Origin of the sequence: Streptacidiphilus rugosus AM-16, from assembly GCF_000744655.1 — a bacterium.
GTDB classification, from domain to species: domain Bacteria; phylum Actinomycetota; class Actinomycetes; order Streptomycetales; family Streptomycetaceae; genus Streptacidiphilus; species Streptacidiphilus rugosus.
In genome coordinates this window covers 5,310,149-5,328,840 of sequence record NZ_JQMJ01000004.1, presented here as the reverse complement: position 1 = coordinate 5,328,840, position 18,692 = coordinate 5,310,149, and the positions used below count along the sequence as shown (strand labels likewise).

Annotated in this window: 18 protein-coding genes and 1 tRNA gene; 11 read left to right on the top strand and 8 right to left on the bottom strand. The window is 72.7% G+C overall.

The features are described from left to right. The first annotated feature begins 130 nt into the window (after positions 1 to 130). A complete protein-coding gene (locus BS83_RS42475) occupies positions 131 to 1,534 on the top strand; it encodes an HNH endonuclease signature motif containing protein (RefSeq protein ID WP_051944486.1) in 1,404 nt (467 codons plus the stop codon). A 67-nt stretch (positions 1,535 to 1,601) separates the two neighbouring features. Here BS83_RS42475 and BS83_RS33430 read toward each other — a convergent pair whose 3' ends face one another. Continuing rightward, positions 1,602 to 2,750 carry a glycoside hydrolase family protein gene (locus BS83_RS33430; RefSeq protein ID WP_037607158.1) on the bottom strand — a complete coding sequence of 383 codons (1,149 nt, stop codon included), beginning with the start codon at positions 2,748 to 2,750 and terminating at the stop codon, positions 1,602 to 1,604. 253 nt (positions 2,751 to 3,003) lie between these two features. On the opposite strand from BS83_RS33430, the gene BS83_RS33425 reads away from it, so the two are divergent. Further along, on the top strand, positions 3,004 to 4,029 hold the full coding sequence (locus BS83_RS33425; protein WP_051944485.1) for a LacI family DNA-binding transcriptional regulator: 1,026 nt from the start codon (positions 3,004 to 3,006) through the stop codon (positions 4,027 to 4,029). 111 nt (positions 4,030 to 4,140) lie between these two features. Here BS83_RS33425 and BS83_RS33420 read toward each other — a convergent pair whose 3' ends face one another. Further along, positions 4,141 to 4,704 carry a TetR/AcrR family transcriptional regulator gene (locus tag BS83_RS33420; RefSeq protein ID WP_332262362.1) on the bottom strand — a complete coding sequence of 188 codons (564 nt, stop codon included), beginning with the start codon at positions 4,702 to 4,704 and terminating at the stop codon, positions 4,141 to 4,143. Between the two features lie 201 nt (positions 4,705 to 4,905). On the opposite strand from BS83_RS33420, the gene BS83_RS33415 reads away from it, so the two are divergent. The 4 genes from BS83_RS33415 to BS83_RS33400 all read left to right on the top strand — a co-directional run bounded on the left by BS83_RS33415 (position 4,906) and on the right by BS83_RS33400 (position 9,754). Continuing rightward, positions 4,906 to 5,937, top strand: a complete 1,032-nt coding sequence (locus BS83_RS33415) for an Lrp/AsnC family transcriptional regulator (protein WP_051944484.1) — start codon at positions 4,906 to 4,908, stop codon at positions 5,935 to 5,937. A 153-nt stretch (positions 5,938 to 6,090) separates the two neighbouring features. Next, a complete protein-coding gene (locus BS83_RS33410; protein WP_063774276.1) occupies positions 6,091 to 7,542 on the top strand; it encodes an APC family permease in 1,452 nt (483 codons plus the stop codon). After that, positions 7,539 to 9,242, top strand: coding sequence for an amidohydrolase (locus BS83_RS33405; RefSeq protein WP_037607153.1), 1,704 nt, complete (start codon positions 7,539 to 7,541; stop codon positions 9,240 to 9,242). The genes BS83_RS33410 and BS83_RS33405 overlap by 4 nt, the downstream gene beginning before the upstream one ends. Positions 9,243 to 9,322: 80 nt before the next feature. After that, a complete protein-coding gene (locus BS83_RS33400) occupies positions 9,323 to 9,754 on the top strand; it encodes a PaaI family thioesterase (protein WP_037607152.1) in 432 nt (143 codons plus the stop codon). A 30-nt stretch (positions 9,755 to 9,784) separates the two neighbouring features. Here the strand turns inward: BS83_RS33400 and BS83_RS33395 are convergent, their stop codons facing one another. Further along, positions 9,785 to 10,315: a hypothetical protein gene (locus BS83_RS33395; RefSeq protein ID WP_232248578.1), complete on the bottom strand. Its 531-nt coding sequence runs from the start codon at positions 10,313 to 10,315 to the stop codon at positions 9,785 to 9,787. 107 nt (positions 10,316 to 10,422) lie between these two features. On the opposite strand from BS83_RS33395, the gene BS83_RS33390 reads away from it, so the two are divergent. Beyond that, positions 10,423 to 10,496, top strand: a tRNA-Met gene (locus tag BS83_RS33390). Between the two features lie 124 nt (positions 10,497 to 10,620). Here the strand turns inward: BS83_RS33390 and rpmG are convergent. The 4 genes from rpmG to BS83_RS33370 form a co-directional block, all read right to left on the bottom strand. Continuing rightward, entirely contained in the window at positions 10,621 to 10,785 is a 165-nt protein-coding gene (gene rpmG, locus BS83_RS33385) for a 50S ribosomal protein L33 (protein ID WP_037607149.1), read from the bottom strand. A gap of 112 nt (positions 10,786 to 10,897) precedes the next feature. Next, positions 10,898 to 11,146, bottom strand: coding sequence for a Smr/MutS family protein (locus BS83_RS33380; RefSeq protein WP_037607148.1), 249 nt, complete (start codon positions 11,144 to 11,146; stop codon positions 10,898 to 10,900). A gap of 13 nt (positions 11,147 to 11,159) precedes the next feature. Beyond that, entirely contained in the window at positions 11,160 to 12,134 is a 975-nt protein-coding gene (locus BS83_RS33375) for an NAD(P)-binding domain-containing protein (protein WP_037607147.1), read from the bottom strand. Then, the gene (locus BS83_RS33370) at positions 12,131 to 12,970 is read right to left on the bottom strand and encodes an IclR family transcriptional regulator (protein ID WP_063774275.1); all 840 of its coding nucleotides are present in this window, start codon (positions 12,968 to 12,970) and stop codon (positions 12,131 to 12,133) included. The genes BS83_RS33375 and BS83_RS33370 overlap by 4 nt, the downstream gene beginning before the upstream one ends. 150 nt (positions 12,971 to 13,120) lie before the next feature. On the opposite strand from BS83_RS33370, the gene BS83_RS33365 reads away from it, so the two are divergent. Continuing rightward, entirely contained in the window at positions 13,121 to 14,497 is a 1,377-nt protein-coding gene (locus tag BS83_RS33365) for an amidohydrolase family protein (protein ID WP_063774274.1), read from the top strand. After that, positions 14,494 to 15,582 carry a dipeptidase gene (locus BS83_RS33360; RefSeq protein ID WP_037607145.1) on the top strand — a complete coding sequence of 363 codons (1,089 nt, stop codon included), beginning with the start codon at positions 14,494 to 14,496 and terminating at the stop codon, positions 15,580 to 15,582. Before BS83_RS33365 ends, BS83_RS33360 begins: the two co-directional genes overlap by 4 nt. 43 nt (positions 15,583 to 15,625) lie before the next feature. On the opposite strand, the gene BS83_RS33355 is transcribed toward BS83_RS33360, so the two are convergent. Beyond that, entirely contained in the window at positions 15,626 to 16,930 is a 1,305-nt protein-coding gene (locus tag BS83_RS33355) for an MFS transporter (protein ID WP_084714529.1), read from the bottom strand. A gap of 99 nt (positions 16,931 to 17,029) precedes the next feature. On the opposite strand from BS83_RS33355, the gene BS83_RS33350 reads away from it, so the two are divergent. After that, positions 17,030 to 18,127, top strand: coding sequence for a DUF5937 family protein (locus BS83_RS33350; RefSeq protein ID WP_037607144.1), 1,098 nt, complete (start codon positions 17,030 to 17,032; stop codon positions 18,125 to 18,127). 88 nt (positions 18,128 to 18,215) lie between these two features. Beyond that, positions 18,216 to 18,671: a hypothetical protein gene (locus tag BS83_RS33345; RefSeq protein ID WP_037607142.1), complete on the top strand. Its 456-nt coding sequence runs from the start codon at positions 18,216 to 18,218 to the stop codon at positions 18,669 to 18,671. The last annotated feature ends 21 nt before the right edge of the window (positions 18,672 to 18,692 follow it).

The following is an 18,692-nucleotide window of genomic DNA, read 5'->3' as shown; positions in this document are numbered from 1 at the left end:
GGTGGCCTGAGCTGCGGTTTTTCACCCTTGTGGGTGACGGATTGGGCTTGGTCGTGGGCCGACTGGGTGTCATAATTGTTCTATGGACGCCTCGATGTTCGGGGGCGGGTGTGAAGACGGAGATGCGTCCATGGGTGAGGTGTTTTCTGCCTCGCTGGGGGACGTGTTCCGTGCGGATCCCCTGACTCCCTCAAGTTCCCGCCAGGCCCGTGCTGCGAGCACCGAGCCGCTGCGGACCCTGCCCTCTTCTTCTCTGACGTTCTTGGCCGCGTTGGCGGCGGAGGACGACGACGCCCTGTGTGCGGCCGGTGCCTCGTTCCAGGCCGAGCAGCTTCTGGCGCTGGTGCGGTTCGAGGAGATGGTGGGGGCGGAGCTGGCGCGTCGGGTGGCGGTGTTCGACCGCACGGGTGCGGTGGCCGCCACCCGTTCCCGGACGGCGAAGGGGTTCCTGCAGACGCACGGGCAGTTGAGTGACCGGGTGGCGAAGCAGCTCGTCGAGCGGGCCCGCCGCCTGGACACCCTGCGCACCGTCCGCACCGCGCTCACCGAGGGGGAACTCTCTGCCAGCCAGGCGGAGGTCATCGCCCACGAGATCACCGACGTGGAGGACCCGCAGGCCCGCGCCCAGGCCGAAGATCTCCTGGTCGGGCAGGCGAAGGAACTCCACCTGGGGCAGTTGAAGCAGGCCGCCCGGCAGGTCCGTGCCCACCTGGTGGAGGAGCAGGAGCCGGCGGTGAAGGATGCCCCGGCGCTGTTCCGTTCCACGGCGAGGCTGTCGCAGACCGGCACGTCGGATGACCCGTTCTGGGTGCTGACCGCGGAGCTGTCGGCGGTGGCGGGGGAGAAGCTGCGTGTGGCGCTGGAGGCGGCGATGGGCACCCCCGTGGAGGGGGAGACCCGGACGCATCCGGAGCGGATGGGCGACGCCCTCGAAGCGGTCGCCGACCTCGCGCTCGGGTGCGACAAGCTGCCCACCACCGGTGGTCAGCGCCCCCACTTCACGGTGATCGCGGACCTGGACGCGCTGCGGGAGGAGTGCCCGGCCCACCCCACCTTCGACGGGGACGACGACCCCGAAGCGTCCGAGGCGGCCGACGACGACTTGTCGGGGTTGCTGCACCCGGTCGGCGTCGCCACCTCCACGCGGGGGTTTCGGTTGCCGCGGTGGCAGGCCCGTAAGGAGTCCTGCGACTGCCGGCTCCGGGTGATCCTCACCAAGGGCCAGGGCAAGCCGGTCTCCATCGGCAGGGCGGCCCGGACCGTGCCGGCGCACCTGCGGGACGCGGTCATCGCCCGGGACCGGCACTGCGTCTGGCCCGGCTGCACCCGCCCACCCACCTGGTGCGAGGCCCACCACCTCACCCACTGGGCCGACGGCGGCCACACCAGCCTGAACAACCTCGCCCTCCTCTGCGGAGAACACCACACCGACCTGCACCACACCGGCTGGGAGTTGGAGATGACCAACGGCAGGCCCAGGGCCGTCCCACCCCCGGACACACCCCCACCCCCCAACACCCGCTACCCCCACTGAACAACCCCACAGCCGATGAGCCGCCCACCCGGCGGCCCATCGGCACGCCCGCGTCCGAGGTCGGACGCTATGGCGTGCAGTTCCACGGGGCGAAGGGCTGCCAGGGCGGGCCGGGGGTGTTCGGCTGGGCCGTGTAGTCCAGCGGTTCGAGGAGCCAGCCGGCCTTGGTCTCGTTTCTGGATCCGGTCCACAGATCGATGCCCTGGTACGCCTCTCCGTCGACGACGCTGACGGTGCGGGGCTGGCCGCCGCAGGAGTTGCCCGAGATCAGGGCCCGGGCGAGTTTGGGCGGTGCGGCGGCGGCGTAGTTGCTCGGCGCGGTGTAGGGGCCCGTGATGCTGCTTGCGATGGCGAAGCCCGTCCCCGTGCCGGAGCAGTAGCCGCAGTTCGGTGTGCCGTAGGTGACGACGAAGGTGCCGGAGACCTCGTCCCAGAAGCCGCCGGCGCCTTCGACGGAGGTCAGCCCTGCGACGTGCAGTGAACCGGAGTTGCTGCCGTTGCTGCCCCAGCGGTCCAGGCGCTCCACGGACAGGCTGGCCGCGCCGCCCATCGAGCACACGATTGCCGGCGGTCCGGCGGGGGCAGCGATGAGGCCGAAGTCGCCGTTGGCCTTGCAGTAGTTCAGGGCGGGCTTGTGGAACGAGCCGTGGGGTGCGCCCGCCGACGGTCCGCACGGTCCGGCAGGGCCGTTGCAGCCCATCACGTTGTAGGCGTTGCTCGACTTGCCCGAGGAGACGTCGTAGGGGGCGTTGAACCACAGCAGGAACGCGTCGTCGTCGGCGCCCCAGCCCGACCGCTGGATCAGGCGCGGGTTGAAGCAGCCCTGGGCGGTGCCGCCGCACTCCTGTTGCCAGGAAAGCCGGGTGAACGGGTCCGTGCCCCTGGGGTCGAAGAGGAGCGTGGGTGACGACCAGGGGCCGGCCAGTGACGGAGCGGTGGAGACGCCGAAGCCGCAGAACGGGGTCGGCCGGGAGAGCCAGCTGAAGCCGCAGCTGTACTCGGTCCCGTAGGCGTAGTAGGTGCTCCCGAAGCGCGCGACCATGCCGTCGTGCAGGTCCAGCAATGGCATCGCGACCGCGGTCCCCGGCTCGGAAGCCGACCTCGTCCCGTGCTTCGACCTCGGCTCGGCCGCCGTCGCCGTGCTGACTCCGAAGCCGATGCCGACGCCGAGCAAGGTCGCCATCGTCATCAGGAGGACGAAAAGGGTGCGCTTCACTCGGACTCTTCCTCTCGACGGACCGTCCCCTCCCGCACCTGAAGGTTCGCCGACGTACGACCCGGAGCAGTGGAGCCGCGCTCAGGAACCTGTCTGATCACACATCAGTCCGAATATCAGGTCGTGTGTCCGCGCTGACTTCGCGCTCAGCGCGCGCCGCCTGTGTCCCCGATGTGACGTCCTCGCGCCAGGGATGCAGGTCCACGCCCGTCCGGCACGGCCGCAGGGCGGGTGCGGCGTGTATAACTCATGCATGTCCAAGAAGCCCGCTCCCGCTCCCGTGGTCACGCTCGAGGATGTCGCGCGGGTGGCCGGGGTCTCGCGGGCCACGGTGTCGCGGGTGGTCAACGGAAACGCCTCCGTGGCCGCCGGGTTGCGCAAGTCGGTGGAGAAGGCGATCGCCGCCACCGGATACGTGCCCAATCTCGCCGCCCGCTCGCTGGTGACGCGGACGACCGGGTCCATCGCCCTGGCAGTCTCCGACATGAGCGCGGGACAGATCTTCGCCGACCCCTTCTTCGGTCGCGTCGTCAGTGGCGTGACGCAGACGGTGCGGCCGCGCGGGGTGCAGCTGATGCTGGCCATCGTGGACGACGACCCCTCCCGCAAGCAGCTGCTCAACTACCTCCGGCAGGGGCACGTCGACGGCGTCGTGCTGGTGTCCACGCACACGGACGACCCGCTGCCCGCCGATCTCGCCGCCGCCAAGGTGCCCGCGGTGCTCGCCGGGCGGCCGGCCGACCCGCTGCCGGTGAGCTTCGTGGAGGTGGATCAGCAGGCCGGGGTGAGTCTGGCGGTCGACCACCTGGTGGCGCTCGGACGGCGGCGGATCGCCACGGCGTCGGGTCCCTTGGACACGCCCGCAGGGCGGGTGCGGCTGGAGGCGTTCAGGGAGCGGTTGGCGCATCACGGGCTGACCGAATCGGCGTGGGCGGAGGGCGATTTCACCCAGGCCGGGGGAGCGGCGGCGATGCGCACCCTGTTGGAGCGGGCGCCCGACGCCGATGCGGTGTTCGTCGCGTCGGACCTGATGGCGCTCGGTGCGGTCAGCGTGCTGCACCGGGCGGGACGGCGGATCCCGCAGGACCTGGCGCTGGTCGGGTTCGACGACAGCAACGTCGCGCTGACCTGCGATCCACCGCTGACCACCGTCCGCCAACCGGTGGAGGAGATGGCCGCGCAGATGGCCGAGCTGCTGCTGGAGCAGATCGCCTCCCCGGAGCGGCTGCTGCAGTCGCGGGTGTTCCAGCCGGAGCTGGTCGTCCGCGAGAGCGCCTGATCCGGCCGCCCCGCCGACCGGCTGCCGGGTTGCCCAGCCGTTCAGCCGTTCTGCCGAATCGTCGGCGCGGCGACGGCCCCTCCGCTCGCCGACAGCTGCCCGCTCGACCCGCTACCTCTCGGCCGTCGGCGCGGGCCAGGTGGGATCGCAGTCCTCGACCGCGCGCAGGGTGTAATGCAGTGTGCGGACCAGCAGCTCGCGCACGGCGTCGCGGTCGAGCGGCCGGGTCTGCAGCCAGTCGAGGGTGATGGCCTCCACCGACGACAGCCAGCCGATCATCGCGGTGCGGGCGATGGCCGGGATCTCCGCGCTCCCCCAGGCGCTCTCCGCCAGCGTCGACAGAAGCGAGTCGCGGGCGCGTTCCCTGATGGCCAGGACCTGGGTGTCGTGGCCGACGCCGCCGGTGGCGATGGTCCGGTAGGCCGACTGGTGCTGCTCGGCGTAGCGGAGGTAGTCGTCGAGGGTCCGGCGCAGGCGTTCGGCGCGCGGCAGTCCGGTGTCCTGGGCCGCGCGCAGCAGCAGCTCGCCGGCGGCGTCCTCGACCACGGCCAGGTAGTAGCCCCGCTTGTTGCCGAAGTAGTAGTAGACCAGGCCCTTGGCGACGTCGGCCCGCCTGGCTATCTCGTCCATGGACAGCGCGTCGTAGGACATGTCGGCGAACAAGGTGTGCCCCACGGTGATGAGTTCGGCCCGTCGGTCGCGCGTTCTCTCGGCGTCGCGGGTGGGGGAGGAGGGCTCGCCTGACCGTTGACTGCTGTTCAAAGTCGGCCTAACTCTGCGGGGGCCGTCGGGGCTGCTCGAAGTATCTCAGTTGCCTGTGCCCACCCCGCCCGGCTCGTCCGCCCGGCCGGATGCGGACCGGTACCATCCAGCCGCATGAGCAGCGCAGACAGATCCGGCGCGGACAGATCCGGCGCGGACAGATCCCGTGCGGAGCGGTCCGGGGCCGAGCGGCTCGGCGCGCTGGATGCCGTCGACGCGGCGTTGGTCCGCGAGTTGCAGGGCGACGGACGGCTCAGTTTCCAGGAGCTCGCCGAGCGGACAGGCATCTCGCGGGAGGCGGCCAGGTCCCGGGTGCAGCGCCTGCTGACGCGGGGGCGGGTGCGGATCGTCGGGATCGTCGCGCCGCAAGTGGCCGGACTCGCGTCGATGGCCCATGTGTCGCTCGACGTCGCCGGGCCGAGCGGGCCGGTGGCGCGGGTGGCGGCCGGGCGGGAGGCGGCGCGGTTCGTCTCCTGCACCGCGGGGGCGCGCGGCGTCGTGGTGGATCTGCGCGCTGCGGACGAGGAGGCCCTGGACCGGGAGCTCGCGGTGCTGCGGAGCGCCCCGGGGGTGCGGGACGTGGAGGTGTTCCGCTGCGCCGAGCTGGTGAAGGACGCCTACTCCCCGCTCCCCCCGGACGGCCGCGCCGCCGCTTCGCTGACTGCCGCTTCGCTGACTGCCGCCGACCTGGACGCCATCGACCGACGGCTGCTCGCCCTGCTGCAGGGGGACGGGCGGGCGGGGTTCGCGGCGCTGGCGCAGGAGGTCGGGCTGTCCGGACCTGCGGTGCGGGCGCGGGTGCTGCGGCTGCTGGAGTCGGGCGCCGTGTACGTGACGGCTCTCGTCGCGACGCGGGCGCTGGGCGTCCGGGAGGCGGCGGGGATCGGGCTCGGCGTCGGCTACGGCGGCGGTTACGGGAGCGTGCATCAGGTGGCGCGCGCGGTGTCGGCGGTGCCGGGGGTGAACTTCGTCGCGCGTGGGCACGGGCGCTTCGACCTGGTCTGCGGTGTGGACGCGCGGGACCGCGCGGAACTGCTGGCGGGGCTGGAAGCGGTCCGCTCGCTGGCGGGGGTGGCCCGGAGCGAGTCCTGGGTGCACATGGAGATCGTCAAGGAGAGCTACAGCTACGATCTGCCGACGCTGTAGGCGAATATTAAGCATTGCCAGGCCCTGGCGGACGAATAGCCTGCCTGATGCCAAAATCATGGGTTCTCGCTCGCCTGAGCTGATTGACGCCTCGTTTTCGCCTGCCTTTCAATAAGCGGACTCCTCCCCTCCTCCGCTCCGAAGGTCAGGCCGATGACAACTCCTGCGGCACTGCCGAGATCACTCAAGGTCTTCGGCGCCGTCCTGCTGACGCTCTCGTGTGTGACGCCCGCGTCCTCGCTGTTCATCGTCGTCCCGCCGCTGCTGCAGCAGCTCGGCAGCGGGGCGGTGCTGAGCCTGCTGGTCGCGGCGGTGCTCTCGCTCGGGGTGGGGCTCTGCTACGCCGAGCTCGGCACGCTGGTGCCCAGCGCAGGCGGCGAGTACTCGATCGTCGGACAGCTCCTGGGCCGCCCGATCGGCTGGCTGGTCTTCGTCATCTCCCTCGTCTCGCTCGTCGTCATCCCGCCGATCATCGCGCTCGGGACGGCCGGCTACCTCGCCTCCGTGGTCGACGTGAACGCGAGTGTCGCCGGGGCCGTGGTGATGCTGCTCGCGGTCGTCGTGGGTGTGCTGGACATCAAGTCGAACGCGCTGATCACCGGCGTCTTCCTCGGGATCGAGGTGCTGGCGGCCGCCCTGGTGAGCTTCCTCGGCTTCACCCACGTCCACCAGTCCGTCGCGACGCTGGTCCACCCGGTCGTCCCCGACGGAGCCGGTCACACCAGTCCGCTCACGGCGGGCCTGCTCGTCTCCGGGCTGGCGCTGGCGCTCTTCACCTACAACGGGTTCGGCACCGCGATCTACCTCTCCGAGGACCTGGTCGAGCCGCGGCGCTCGGTGGCCAGGACCGTGCTCTGGTCGCTGGCGGCGGGCGTGGTCGTGATCACGATTCCGGTGACGGCGATCTGTCTGGGCGTCAGCAGCCCTGACCAGCTGGCCGCCGGCGATCTGGTCGCCGTGGTCAACGGCTGGGCAGGAAGCGCCGTCGGCACCTTCGTGAGTCTTTGCGTGGCCGCCGCGATCCTGAACGCCGTGATCGTGATGGTGCTGCAGAACGGCCGCGTCCTCTTCGCCTCGGCCCGCGACCGGACCTGGCCCGAGCCGGTCAACCGGGCGCTGGGGACGATCCACCCGCGCTGGGGCTCGCCGTGGGTGGCGACGCTCGCCATCGGGCTGCCGGGCGTCGTGCTCGCCCTGGCCGTACCGATCGACCAGCTCCTCGGCTTCACCGGGGTCGTGGTCGCCGTCATCTACCTGCTGCTCGGTGTGGCGGCGCTGGCGGCGCGGCGTGGACGGCACCGGGAGACCGCGGCTTGGCGGATGCCGCTGTGGCCGGTGGCCCCGGTGGTCACCGTGGCGGCCCTGGCCTACGTGCTGACGCAGCAGACCCCGCACGACCTGATCATCACCGGGGTGGTGCTGCTGGTGGGGCTGGCCTACTGGGTGGCCTTCCTGCGGCCGCGCCTCGCCACGCACTGGCAGCTCAGCCTCCCGGCGGACCAGCTCCCGGCGGACCAGCTCCCGGCGGAGACCGACACCCCCGACGTGACCGCCGCCGCCACCGCCGAGGCTCACTCCTTCACCACCGCACGGAAGAACTCATGAACCACTACGCCGACCTGATCGTCCACAACGCCCACGTCCACACCGTCGACCCCGACCTGCCGCGAGCCGAGGCCGTGGCCGTGCGGGACGGGCGGATCGTCCAGGTCTTCGCCGAGGCTGCCGGAACCCGGGACTGGAGTGCGTGGGTCGGGCCCGAGACCCGGGTGGTCGACGCCGACGGACGGCTGCTGCTGCCGGGGTTCGTCGACAGCCACAACCACGTCCGCCTCGGCTCGGACGGCGCCTGCGTGCAGCTGGCGGGGGCCGGGACCCTGGAGGAGATCGGACGCCGGATCCGGCACTGGCTGGCCGCGAACCCCGATGCCGAGTGGGTGGAGGCGGAGGCGTTCGACTACACCGCCATCCCGGCCGGACGCATGCCGACCGCCGGTGACCTGGACACCTTCACCGGCGACCGCCCGGCCTTCGTGCTGAGCTACGACGTGCACACGGCGTGGCTCAACTCGGCGGCGCTGCGCCGACTCGGCATCGACGCGAGCGTCGACCGGACCACTTACGGCACCGTGCAGAAGGATCCGGTGACCGGTGAACCGACCGGCTTCCTCACCGACTTCGCGGTCCGCGGGCTCTCCCGCGACGGACACCGGGCGCTGGTGGCGGCCGGGGTCCCGTGGGCGCATCCGGACCGGCAGTACGCCCGGCTCTGCGGCAGTCTGGACATGGCGGCCCGCTACGGCATCACCACGGTGGTCGAACCGCAGAACTCGCTCGACGACCTCGCTCTGTACGAGCGCGCGCGGGGCGCGGGGAGGCTGCGGTCGCGGCTGGTCGTCGGGCTGTTCCATCCGCGCGGCACGACGGACGCGGAGCTGGCGGAGTACGCCGAGGCGGGGCGCCTGCACAGCGGCGACCGCTTCCGGGTCGGACCGCTGAAGCTCTACATCGACGACGTGGTCGAGCCGCACACCGCCGCGCTGTTGGAGCCCTACGCCGGCCACCACTCCCACCGCGGCGAGACCTTCTACCCGCCGGAGGAGTTCGCCGAGACCTTCGCCCGTCTGGACGGCCTGGGCTTCCAGCTCTTCGTGCACGCCACCGGGGACCGCGGCATCCGCACCGTGCTCGACGCGGCGGAGTACGCGCGGAAGGTGAACGGCGTTCCGGAGGAGGCAGAGCAGAGCGAGGGCGCAGGGAGCCGCGGCGGCAGGCGGCACCAGGTGGTGCACGTGGAGTGCCTCGACCCCGCGGACGTGCCGCGCTTCGCGGAGTTGGACGTGGTGGCCTGCATGCAGCCGCGTCACTGCTCGCCCGACATCGCCGGTCCGGGGCAGGACTGGGCGAACGCGGTCGGCCCCGGTCGCTGGAGCAAGGCGTGGCCGATGCGGAGTCTGCACGAGGCCGGAGCGCGGTTGGCGCTGTCGAGCGACTGGAACGTCGCCGAGATGGACCCGATGGTCGGTCTCTACACGGCCGTCACCCGGCAGGGGCTCGCCGGCGGGCCGGCCTGGCAGCCGGAGCAGACGCTCGATCTGGCGACCGCGCTGCACGGCTACACGATGGGCGGCGCCTACGCCAACCACCTGGAGGACCGGCTGGGTTCGATCACCGTCGGCAAGTACGCGGACCTGGTGCTGCTCTCCAGGGACCTGTTCGCGATCGAGGATCCGCGCACGATCCTGGACACCGTGGTCGATCTCTCGGTGCTGGACGGCGAGATCGTGCACGACACCGGCGTCTGAGGCGACGGCCTTGGCACCCCTGCGGCCGCAGCGGGGTGGCGGTCTGTCGGTCGGCGGCATCGCCCGGGCATGCTGGTGCGATGCCGCTGACCGTGGAACTCGCCGACAAGCTCCTGACCGACAACTTCGCACCGTGGGTGCTGGATCTGGGCCTACGGGTCGTCACCGTCGGTGAGCGGCAGGCCGTGCTGCGCCTGCCGTGGTCCCAGCGCCTGGCCCGGGAGGGCGGAGCGCTCTCCGGGCAGGCGCTGATGGCCGCCGCCGACACCGCCGTCGTGGTGGCCGTCGCCGCCGCGCGCGGCGGCTTCGTGCCGATGACGACGGTTCAGCTCTCGACCTCGTTCCAGCGGCCGGTGGTCGGCGCGGACGTGCTGGTGCGCGCCACGCTCACCAAGCTCGGCCGGACGCTGGCCTTCGCCGACATCGTGATGGCCCAGGAGGGCCCGGACGGCTCGGTGGCCGAGGACGCGACGGCCGCGCACGCGACGGCGGTCTACGCCCTGCTCGGCTGAACCGGGCAGGGCGCAGGGGAGGGCTCGGGATCAGCCCGCCTGGCCGGGCTGGGAGCCGCCGGGCCCCTGGCGGCGGACCTCCTGGACGTGACGCAGCGCGTCGCGCAGGTCCCCGAGCCAGGTCTCGGCGTTCTCGCCCACCTGGCGCACGCACCAGGCCAGCGCGTCGCTCCGGCTGCGGGCGACGCCGGCCGCGACCAGGGTGTCCAACACCTGGCGTTCGGGCTGCCGCAGCCGGGTCATGGTGGGGACGGCGAGGTGGGTGAACATCACCCGTCGCCCCTGGTGCAGCACGCCCCAGGACACCTTGCGGCCGAAATGTTCCTCCGCCGCCCGTGCCACCTGCACCCGGTCCGCGCGGGTGCGCTCGCGGAACTCGACGACCGGGTCGGCGGACCCGTCCGTGCCCTCCGCGTCCTCGCCCGCGGCGGCGATCGGGCCGACGACCGTGATCTCCTCGCGGTCCACGACGATCGTCGGCGTCTCCTCGAACAGTCCTTCGGGGAGGTGGGCGGCGAACCACTCCGCGACTGACTCCCCGGTCTTTCCCATGCCTGTCATGGATCCATGATTACACCATTACAAGATTTCAGGTAGGGGTCGCGGGCCGTGGGGCCGGATATCCGTTTTTGCCGGGCTCCGCAGGTCTGTTACTGTGAACTCACCGACGCGGGGTGGAGCAGCTCGGTAGCTCGCTGGGCTCATAACCCAGAGGTCGCAGGTTCAAATCCTGTCCCCGCTACTGCACAGCCGAGGGCCCGGTCGACGGAGTATCCGTCGACCGGGCCCTCGGCGTTTCTGCTCTGTCTGCCGGGTGTCCACGCCTGCCGTGTGTCCACCTCGCGCTACGGCGTCTGCCGCGCGTGTCAGCGCTCCTCGCGGAACTCCACGTGGGCGGCCGCGACGGGGTCGTACTTGCGCAGGCTCAGCCGGTCGGGGTCGTTGCGACGGTTCTTGCGGGTGACGTAGGTGTAGCCGGTCCCTGCGGTGGAGCGGAGCTTGACGACCGGGCGGAGTTCGCTGCGAGCCATGACGGCCTCTCCTGTTCCTTGCTGACCCGACCGATGTGGTCGGGTCCACGTCAACAGAACCGGACGTCCGCGCATTCCCGGGTGTGTCGAAGGCGCGGGAGAGCGGCGTGGCTCAGTCGCGGAACCAGACGAGGACCCGGCCGTCGTTGCCGGGGGCGGTCTCGTGGCGCAGGTAGAGCTTCTTGATGTGCTTCTGGTCCAGGAAGGCCACGACGCGCTGCCTCAGCTTGCCCGAACCCTTGCCGGGGATGATCTCGACGACCCGCTCGCCGGAGTGGGCGGCGGAGAAGAGGAACTGCCGCATGGCGAGTTCGATGTCCCGGTTGTTGCGGAAGATCGGGTGCAGATCGAGGCTCAGCATGGTGATCAGCCTGTCAGAGCTCCAGGGTGATGCCCAGGCCCAGGTCGCGCGCCGTGGCGTGGGCGACGGAGGCGGCGGCGACGTCGAGCGCGGCGTGGCCGGTCGACTTGAAGACGGTCAGTTCGGTGCCGTCCGGTACCGCACGGCCCGGGACCGTGCCGTCCAGCACCGCGCCGAGGAGGGTCACCCGGTCCGCGGGCACTGACTGGAGCTCGTGCGCGCCGGCCGGAGGCGGGGAACCGGCGGCTCCCGGCCACTCGGCGAAGAGCGCGGCGTCGCGGATCGTCTCCGCGTCCAGCTCGGGCCCGTCGGAGCCGCCGACGGAGCCGACGTGCGTGCCCGGGGCGAGCCAGGCCCGGCGGACGACGGGTTCGCGGGCGCCGGTGCAGCACAGGACGACGTCGGCCGCGCGTACGGCCGCCTCGATCGACGCGGCGGGCGTGGCGCCGAAGCGCTCGGCCAGGGCGCGGACGCGGACAGGGTCGCGGCCGGCCACGGTCGCCGAGGCGGTCTCCTCGGGTGTCAGCAGGGCGAGTTGGGCGGCCGCCTGGGTGCCGGTGCCGATGACGGCGATCCGGGCGGCGTCGGACCGGGCGATGGTGTGGAACGCGAGTGTGGCCGTCGCGGCGGTGCGGGCCGCGGTGAGGGGTTCGGCGTCGAGCAGGGCCAGCAGGCGGCCGTCGTGCTCGTCGAAGTGGGCGACCAATCCGCGGTGGGTGCTGCGGCCTGGCCGGTCCGGGTCGCCGAAGACCGTGATCAGCTTGGCGGCGAGGCCCAGGCCGGGGACGTAGCCGGGCATCGCGCCGAGCAGACCGTGCGGGGCGCGGGCGGCGATCCGGGGCGGGCTCGACGCCTCGCCGCGGGCGATCGCCGTCAGTGCGCGGCCGAGTGCGTCGGTGAGGGCGGCGCTCGCCGCGGCGAGCGCGGCGGCGGTCGCGGCGTGGTCCAGGACCAGCACCGGCTGTGAGGAGGTGGTGTCCTGGCTCATGCCTGCCCTCGGGTGCTGTGGTGAGCGGTGCTGTGGTGACTGGCGGTGGGATGGTGACTGGCGGCGGGGTGCGGCGACGTCAGTTCGGTGAGTGCGCCGCCGAGGCGGTCGACCGCGGCGCGGAGGTGGTCCTCGAGCGTGGTGAGGCCCTCGCCGTCGAACTCCGCGACCGGGCCGACGAGGGTCAGGGCGCAGACCGGCGCCGTGCTGCCGGCCGTGCTGCCCGTCGTGGTGACGGCGCGGCTGACCGAGGCGATGAGCTGCTGGTTGCGTCCGCGTTGGACGGCGAAGCCGGTGCGCGCGGTGCGGTCCAGGTCGGCGAGCAGGCCGTCCGGGCCGGTCAGCGGGTGGCCCTCGGCCATGGCGGGGCGGAGGTAGGGCGCGCGGGCCTCGGGGTCGAGCGCGGCGACCAGGGCCAGCGGTCCGGCGAAGCGGTGGACCGGCAGCAGCTCGTCGCGCAGATCGCTGATCATCGCCAGCCGGTCCGGCCGCACCACGTCGACGACGCGGGCCCGGTCCTCGGCCGGGACCTGCAGGTTCACCATCATCCCGGTCTCCGCGGCGAGCGCCTCCAGCACCGGACGGGCCACACCGGTCAGGGAGTTGACCGCGGCTGCGCCGGACAGCCGGAGGATCGCGGTGCCGGGCAGGTAGTGGTCGCCCAGGCGCAGCACCCAGCCGCGTCGGACCAGGTCCTGCAGGACGCGGTAGGCCGTCGCACGGTGCATGCCGAGGCGTTCGGCGATCTCGGTCAGGCGCAGCGGCCGGTCGGAGCCGGCCACGGTCTCGATCAGGTCCAGCGCCTTGTCGACGGCGGACGTGGCTGATGCGGGCACGGGGTCCTCGGGGCGGCGGGAGGGGGCGGAGGGGAGGGGGCGGAGGGGAGGGGATGGCGAGGGAGGGGGACGTGTCGGAGCGTTGGGATAAGGTGTTGCAGACATTGAAGCAGATGTTTCAGCTGTTGTAACACTGGCTGGAGGAAGCCCATGGTGGTCGTGTATCGCGGTGCGACGCTGCTGGACGGCACGGGAGCGCCAGCCCGTCCGGGGGTCACCCTCGTCGTGGCCGGGGAGGAGATCCGGCTGGTCGCCCCGGACGCGGAGGTCGACGCGGGCGCGTACGGCGCGGAGGCCGCCGTGGTCGAGCTGGCCGGGGCGTTCGTCGTGCCGGGTCTGATCGACTCGCACCAGCACATCGCGACCCCGCCGGACCGGCCCCTGGCCGAGGCGACGCTGAGGCGCGACCTGTACGGCGGCGTCACCGCGACCAGGGACATGGCCGACGACCTCCGTCAGGTCGCCGATCTGGCGCGCGCCGCGTTGGTCGGCGAGATCGCCGCGCCGGACATCCACTACGCCGCGCTGATGGCGGGGCCGAGCTTCTTCGAGGATCCGCGCACCTGGCAGGTCTCGCAGGGGGCGACGCCGGGCGCGGTGCCGTGGATGCAGGCGGTCGGCGAGGAGACGGACCTGCCGCTCGCCGTGGCGATGGCCCGCGGCACCTATGCGACGGCGATCAAGATCTATGCCAACCTCCCCGGGGAGACGGTCGCCGCGATCACCGCAGAGGCGCACCGGCAGGGCATCGCGGTGTGGGCGCACGGCGCGGTCTTCCCCGCCACGCCGGGCGAGGTCGTGGCCGCCGGTGTCGATTCCGTCTCCCATGTGCAACTGCTCGTCCACGCGGCGGCAGAGCAGCCGCTGACCACGTACCAGCAGAAGCCGCCGATCGACTACGAGCGATTCGCGGCGGGGGACGACGCCTGCCTGGCGGAGCTCTTTGCCGAGATGCGGCGGCGGGGCACGATCCTGGACGCGACGGCGAGCCTGTGGTCGCGGATCGCGGCCGAGGCGGAGGACGAGGAGAGTCGGGCGCGGGCCGAGGCCAACGACGGGCTGTCGGCGGCGCTGACCGCTCAGGCGTTCCGGGCCGGGGTGACGGTCTGCGCGGGCACGGACCGGGATCCGGATCCGGGGGAGGAGTGGCCGCCGCTCTTCGACGAGCTCGCCTACCTGGTCGAGCGCTGCGGGTTCACCCCCGAGCAGGCCCTGGAGAGTGCGACGCGGGCCGGGGCGGCGAGCATGGGAGCCGAGTCGCGTATGGGCACGGTCGAGGCGGGAAAGCTCGCCAACTTCCTGGTCCTCGACGAGGATCCGACCAAGGACATCCGTGATCTGCGCAGCCTGCGCTTCGTCGTGAAGCGCGGCCGGCGCCACGACCGCGCCGACTACCGCCCCGGCCACCCGCCGCGTGGCGACGAGCGGCACGACAGCCAGAACCACGATGTCCAGAACCACGATGTCCAGAACCACGATGTCCAGAACCACGAGCAGCACGACGAGCAGGAAGGCGCGTCCGCATGAGCACGCTCGACCGCACGGCTGTCGGCTACCCGATCGTCAACGCGCTCGGGGGCTTGGAGAACCCGAACGCCGAGGGCGAGGGCGCCGGGCAGCTCCAGCAGACCAGCGAGGAACTGGTCATCGACGACCGGGCGCTCGCGGAGGCCAAGGCCTCCGGGCTGACCGCCGTCAACATCACCCTCGGCTACACCCTGGGCGACCTGCCGCCCTACGAGCACACTGTGCGCGAGCTGGACGTGTGGGACGGCATCATCGCCGGGCGGCCCGGGGATCTGGTCAAGGTCCGGCGCGCGGACGACATCCGCGGCGCGCACGCCGAGGGGCGCGTCGGGGTCGTCTACGGTTTCCAGAACGCCGTCGCCGTCGGTGAGGACCGGGCGGTGATCCGCGAGCGGGTCGGGTACTTCGCCGAACGCGGGGTCAGGGTCGTGCAGTTGACGTACAACCAGGCCAACCACCTGGGCGACGGTTCGATGGCGCCGGAGAACCGCGGTCTCACCGACTTCGGGCGGGAGACCGTGGCCGCGCTGAACGAGCACCGGCTCATGGTCGACCTCTCCCACAGCGGCGAGCGGACCTGTCTGGAAGCCGCCCGGATCTCCCGGCAGCCGGTCTCGATCAACCACACCGGTTGCCGGGCCCTGGCCGACCTGCCCCGCAACAAGACCGACGAGGAACTGCGCCTCGTCGCCGAGCGCGGTGGCTTCGTCGGCGTGTACTTCATGCCCTTCCTCACCCTCTCCGGTCACGCGCGCGCGGCCGATGTGGTCGAGCACATCGTCCATGCGGTGAACGTCTGCGGCGAGGACGCCGTCGGCATCGGGACGGACGGACCGGTCACCGCCATCGACGATCTCGGCGCTTACCGGGCGCGGTTGGCCGAGCACGTCGCCGAGCGCGCGCGGGCCGGGGTGGGCGCGGCGGGGGAGCGGGCGGACACCCTTCCCTTCGTCGTCGACCTGCGCGGCGTCGAGCAGTTCAGGGAGCTGATCCGGCTGCTGGAGCGGCGCGGCTTCGCGGAGGAGCGGATCGCCAAGATCATGGGCGGCAACTTCATCGCGTACGCCGAGCGGATCTGGGGCTAGACCGCCGGGCGTTCGAGCTCCCCGCGATCCCGCGCTCCCGCGCTCAGACCCTGGCCCGCAGCCGGATCGCGAGGGCGGCCGCCGCTGTGACGGCGGCCAGCGAGCCCCAGAGCGGTCCTGGGCCCCAGGCCAGCAGCGCCGTCAGGACGGCGGGTGAGGCGGCCAGCCCCACGCCGCTGGAGAGTTGGAAGCGCGCGAGCGCCGCGCCGAGGCGGGCGGGCTCGGTGGTCGCCACGATCAGCGCGGTCGCGGTGCCGGTGTACATGATCTCCCCGGCCGTGTAGACCACGGAGACCAGCGCGACCCCGACCCCGGCCCAGATCCCGTCGGCCAGACCGGCGGCCCAGAAGCCCAGGTAGGAGAGGGCGAGCACCAGCCCGGCCCCGGCCAGCGCGGAGCCGCGCGCGAAGCGGGCGAGCCAGAGGACCACGGCGACCTGACAGGCCACCACGAGCACGGTGTTGCCGACGAAGATCCCCGCCGACCAGGCGGAGGAGACGTGCAGGGTGGTGACCAGGAAGGCCGGGAGGGCGACCTCCAGCACGTTGAAGCAGAAGGCGTAGGGGAGGTTGGCGACGTCCAGGACGCTCAGCCCGCCACCGCTCCGGATCCGGGTCCGGGCCCGGGTCCGAGCCTGAGCCGGAGTTCGCGGAGCGGCGGGCGCTTCGCCGTGGATCCGCATCGACAGGACCAGCGCGGAGGCCAGCAGGTAGCCGAGGGCGGTGGCGAGGGCCAGGGCGCGCAGCGCGTCCGCGCCGCCCGTCGTGGTCGCGGTGGCGATCAGCGCGCCGATACCGAGGCCGGCGTTGCGCAGCGAGCGGCCGGTGGCCAGTGCGGCGTCCCGGTGCCGGGGCTCGGCGACGGCGCTGACCAGGGCGGCGTGGGCGGGCGGCCAGCACTGGCCGCCGACGCCGAGGAAGAGCGCCGCCGCCGTGAAGTCGACCACCGGCGGCCCGCCGAGCAGGGGTGTGGCGACGAGCGCCGCGACGCCCAGCACCCGGACCAGCATCGACGCGGCGACCGCGGCCGAGCGCGCGCCCCGGTCGATCCAGCGGCCGACGAAGGGCACCGCGGCCAGCCCGCCGAGCAGACCGATGGTCATCGCGAGGCCGGATCGGGCGACGCCGAGGTGGAACACCTGGACGCCGTAGAGCAGTAGGAAGGGCCGGAGCAGGCCGGAGCCGACGGCGTCGACCGTCAGCGCGAGGGCGTAGCGCGCACCGCCTCCGGCCCGCAGCAACGCGGTCAGGCCGGGAGCACGGGCGGCGCGGGCAGCAGGGGCCGGGGCGGGGGCAGAAATGGTGGCGGCGGCGGGAACGGCAGCGGTGGCGGCGCAGGCTGTGGTCATGGGGCAACCGTCGCGGCCTGCGCCGCGCGGAGGCACGTCGATTGACGATCACCGTCAATCGATGCCGACGACCCGGTGTCCACCAGGGAGGATGGGCGCATGAGCCTTGTCGTCGACATCACCGGACTGCCGGACGAGCGCCTGCTCTTCGCCGCCTCGCCGCTGGCCGAGCTGACCTCGATGCTCCATGTGCTGGCCGCGCCGCCGCACCATCCGGCGTCGCTGTCCTGGGGCGTCAAGGTCCGCGCCGGGCTGCCGGCGGAACTGGCGGAGCGGCTGGGGGAGGCCGAGTTCCTCTGGCGTTCCTCGCGGGCCGACTTCCTGCTCCCCGCCCGGCCCGCCGCGACGCTCGCCGAGGAGCTGGACGCGGTCGACGCGATCGACGACGACCGGTACGTGTCCGCCGCGCTGGTGACGACCTGCGGCTCGGACCGGCTGTGGTTCGGCACGCCGTCCCCGCTGGCCGACGACGGTTCCCGGGGACGGGCACTGGAGCTGGCCAACGCCAGGGGTCCGCAGCAGGCGGCGTTCGCGGAGCGGCTGCTGGCCGACCCGCCGACCGTCAGGGCCAGGGTCCGCAGGACGCTGGAGGCGTGCGGTCCCGCGTTCTTCGACGAGACCTGGGCCCGGATCCGGCCGCAGCTCGCGGCCGACCTGCGGCTCAAGGCCGACCTGCTGGCGCGCCGGGGCCTGGCCGAGACGCTCGCCTCGGTGTCGGCCGCCGTCTCGGTGGAGCAGGACCGCGAGGGCGGTCGCCGCCGGATCGTCGTCGACAAGCTGCAGGACAACCAGGCCAGCGCCGTCGGGCAGGGCGTCACGCTGATCCCGTCCGTGTTCGGGGACCCGCATCTGGTCTGCGTGCACGCGCGGGGCTGGCGGCCGGTGCTGCAGTACCCGGTGGCCTCGGCCGCCGCCGCGCCGCCGGTGCCGCTGGAGCTGGTCAGGCTGCGGCTGGAGGCGCTGGCGCACCCGGTGAGGATCCGGCTGATCCGCACGCTCGCCAGAGGCGCGCACACCACGGGCGAGCTGGCCTCCGCCTGGGAGCTGACCGCGCCCGAGGTCTCCCGTCATCTGGCGGTGCTTCGCCGCGCGGGGCTGCTCACCGCGGACCGGCGCGGCCGCTACGTGCACTACGAGCTGGACGCGGGGACCACCGCTTCGCTCGGCGCCGACCTGCTGGAAGCGGTGCTGCGGTGAGGCGCGCGGCGGAGGGCGCGGTGGGGTGGCCGGATCCGGCGGGTGGGACGTAGCGTAGGGGACCCAGGACGAGCACCAGGAGCACGCGATGGCACTACTGAAGCTGGCGGCGGTACTCCTGGCCTGCGGCGGGTCCCTGGTTCCCGCCGCGGCGTCGTCCACGTCGAGCACCTCGGGCGCGCCCGCTCCGGTGCTGCTGGACTGCGTGGGACACCCGCAGAACCGGCCGACCCAGTACGTGGTCGCCTGCGGGGACGGGAACAACTACCTCGTCGCGCTGCACTGGACGCAGTGGAACGGCACCGCCGCCCGCGCCTCGGGCACGGACGCGGCCAACGACTGCCGGCCCTACTGCGCCGCCGGGCACTTCCACCGCTACCCGGTGGAGGTCACCCTGGACGGTCCGGTGAGCTGGGCCGGGCACGACGGCACCGTGCGCTACACCCGGCTGACGCTGGACTATCCGGGCGACCGGCCCGCCGGGATGCCCGCGCACTTCGTCTTCCCGCTCCCGAAGGGCCCGGCCGGGGCGACTCCGGTGTGAGCCCCGGCCCGAGCCCCCGAC